Here is a 2611-nt window from a genome sequence, read left to right on the forward strand (position 1 = left end):
GCGGCCTTTGAGCGCGAACGGGCTCAGATCCAGCGACGGGCGGCTGGTCAGAGCCGCCCGTTCGCACATTCTGCCAGATTTTGCAGACACAAGAGCGCGGAGGAAACCGTTAAAACCATTGCGTGCGGGGATGCCGGGTGATTTCCGGTGCGACCGCTGTGAATACTCGTGTGCATCTTGAACTACCCCCAGCGCACACGAGGCTGCGGGTGCACTGGGCACCCGGCATTCCCCACGCCCTCTCTGGGCGGCAGGACCGTGCAAAACTCGGGCATATCGCGCCGCGGGATCGCGGAGTCGTGTCCGGCAACGAGCATGCCGTCCCGAGGCTATTCCTTGCCGCGCCACGCGCGCCTGTTGTAATCATGGCTGCCGGGCGGACCGGCCCCCGCCGTTATCTTGATGTCCCCCGCGATTTCGCCGTCTGTCGCCTCACAAGGAGTAAATCCATGACGCATGCCATCCGCTTCCACAAAACCGGCGGCCCCGAAGTTCTGGTCTGGGAAGAGGTCAATCTCGGCAAGCCCGGTCCCGGCGAGGCCCGCATCCGCCACACCGCGGTGGGGCTGAACTTCGTCGATATCTATAACCGCTCCGGGCTTTACCCGGCGCAACTGCCGAGCGGACTCGGCGGCGAGGCCGCTGGCGTGGTCGAGGAAGTCGGCGCCGGCGTCACCGATCTGAAGGTTGGCGATCGCGTCGCCTATGGCGCCGCGCCGATCGGCGCCTATGCGGAAGCGCGGCTGATCCCGGCCGATCGTCTCCTGAAACTGCCTGACGGCATCGACGACAAGACCGCCGCCGCGATGATGCTCAAAGGTTTGACGACGCAGTACCTGATCCGCCAGACCTATCGCGTGAAGTCCGGCGACACCATTCTGCTGCATGCCGCGGCCGGCGGCGTCGGCCTGATCCTCAGCCAGTGGGCCAAGCATCTCGGCGCCACCGTGATCGGCACCGTCGGCAGCGATGAGAAGGCAAAGCTCGCCAAGGCCCATGGCTGCGCCCACACCATTGTTTACACGCGCGAGGATTTCGTCAAACGCGTCGACGAGATCACCGGCGGCAAGAAGGTGCCGGTGGTTTACGATTCCGTCGGCAAGGACACTTTCCTCAAATCGCTCGACTGCCTGGCGCCGCTCGGCGTCGCCGCGTTGTTTGGCCAGTCCTCCGGCAGCGTCGAGCCGCTCAATCTCGGCCTGCTGGCGCAGAAGGGCTCGCTCTACGTCACCCGCCCGACGCTCAACACCTACGCCGCCAAGCGCGAGAACCTCGTCGCCATGGCGAACGAGCTGTTCGATGTGGTGAAATCCGGCGCGGTCAAGATCGAGGTGCACCAGACCTATCCGCTGAAGGACGCGGCGAAGGCCCACGCCGATCTCGCCGCGCGCAAGACAACGGGCTCGACGGTGCTGACGGTCTGAGATTGCCGCGTTCTACGATGCCAGGAGAGGCGGGCAGGGTGTGTTCGCCTCTCTCACATTTGCCCCTTGAAACCCAGCAGGCGCCGGATCATCCGCAGGTTCGCATAGTCCACCATCTTGCCGTCGACCGTGACGGCGGCCTGGCCGTTTCGTTCCGCCTCTTCCATCGCCGCGATCACGCGCTGGGCGTTGGCGAGTTCCTCGTCGGAAGGGATGAAGGCATTGCGCGTGGGTTCGATCTGGGTGGGATGGATCACCTGCTTGCCGTCGAACCCCATCGCCGCCGCCTTCCTGGCCGTCGCTTCGGTCGCGATCGCGTCGCGGAACGCGCCGCAAGGGCCGTCGATCGCGCGCAGGCCGAAGGCGCGGGCGGCTACCAGGAGTCGCATCATCGGATAGGCAAAGAGATCCAGCGGGGTTTCCGGGTGCCCGTCGGCCGCACTACCGATATGCTTGTAGCCCTGCGGCGAGGCGCCGATCTCCGCGCTGCGCGCGCCGATCGATGCGGCAAAGTCGCCGACGCCGAGATGCAGGCCCGTCACGACAGCGTCGCATGCGGCCAGCGCCTCGACATTGACCAGCCCGCGCGCGGTCTCGATCAGCAACTCCATCTCGACGGGGTTATCGCGCGAACCGGCGGCGTCGGTGATCCAATCATTGATTCTTGTAATGTCGGCGACGGCCTCCGCTTTCGGAATGATGAAAGCATCGAGCCGCTCGATTCCGCCGAGCCGCTTGATCTCGTCCCGGATCGACGGGCTGTCGATCGCGTTCAGCCTGACGGAGACGGTCTTGTTGCCCCAGTCATGCGTGGTCAGCGCCGTTGCGGCGGCTTCCAGCGCGGTGGCTTTCTCGGCCGGCGGGACGGCGTCCTCGAGATCGAGGAACACCGCGTCGGCGGCGGACGCCGCCGCGTTTTGCACGAGGCGGGCGCGATGCGCGGGTACGGCGAGATAGGTTCGGGTCAATCGCGGAGCGGTCATGATTCGGTTTTTTCCAACAGGCCGAGTTCGGCCAGGATCGCCCCGGTGTGCTCGCCGACGGCGGGAATATCGCCCATCACCGGCGTGACGCCGGGAATGGTGATTGCGGGCAGGAAGCTCATCAGCGGCCCGTTCGGCGATCCCACTTTCTGCACGCGGTGGCGGGCATGAAGCTGCGGATGCCGGAGGAAGGCCTCGACCGTG

Annotated in this window: 2 protein-coding genes and 1 pseudogene; 1 reads left to right on the top strand and 2 read right to left on the bottom strand. The window is 65.7% G+C overall.

Annotation, left to right across the window (positions count from 1 at the left end; genetic code table 11):
* The first annotated feature begins 449 nt into the window (after positions 1-449).
* On the top strand, positions 450-1424 hold the full coding sequence (locus QZ213_RS27065) for a quinone oxidoreductase (protein ID WP_291689112.1): 975 nt from the start codon (positions 450-452) through the stop codon (positions 1422-1424).
* 53 nt (positions 1425-1477) lie between these two features.
* On the opposite strand, the gene QZ213_RS27070 is transcribed toward QZ213_RS27065, so the two are convergent.
* Together QZ213_RS27070 and QZ213_RS27075 are read right to left on the bottom strand one after the other, a co-directional pair.
* A complete protein-coding gene (locus QZ213_RS27070; RefSeq protein ID WP_291689113.1) occupies positions 1478-2407 on the bottom strand; it encodes a CoA ester lyase in 930 nt (309 codons plus the stop codon).
* Positions 2404-2611: pseudogene (locus QZ213_RS27075) on the bottom strand (CoA transferase); the annotation flags it as partial. The gene QZ213_RS27070 and the pseudogene QZ213_RS27075, both read right to left, overlap by 4 nt.

This window comes from Bradyrhizobium sp., from assembly GCF_017881085.1.
GTDB lineage: Bacteria > Pseudomonadota > Alphaproteobacteria > Rhizobiales > Xanthobacteraceae > Bradyrhizobium.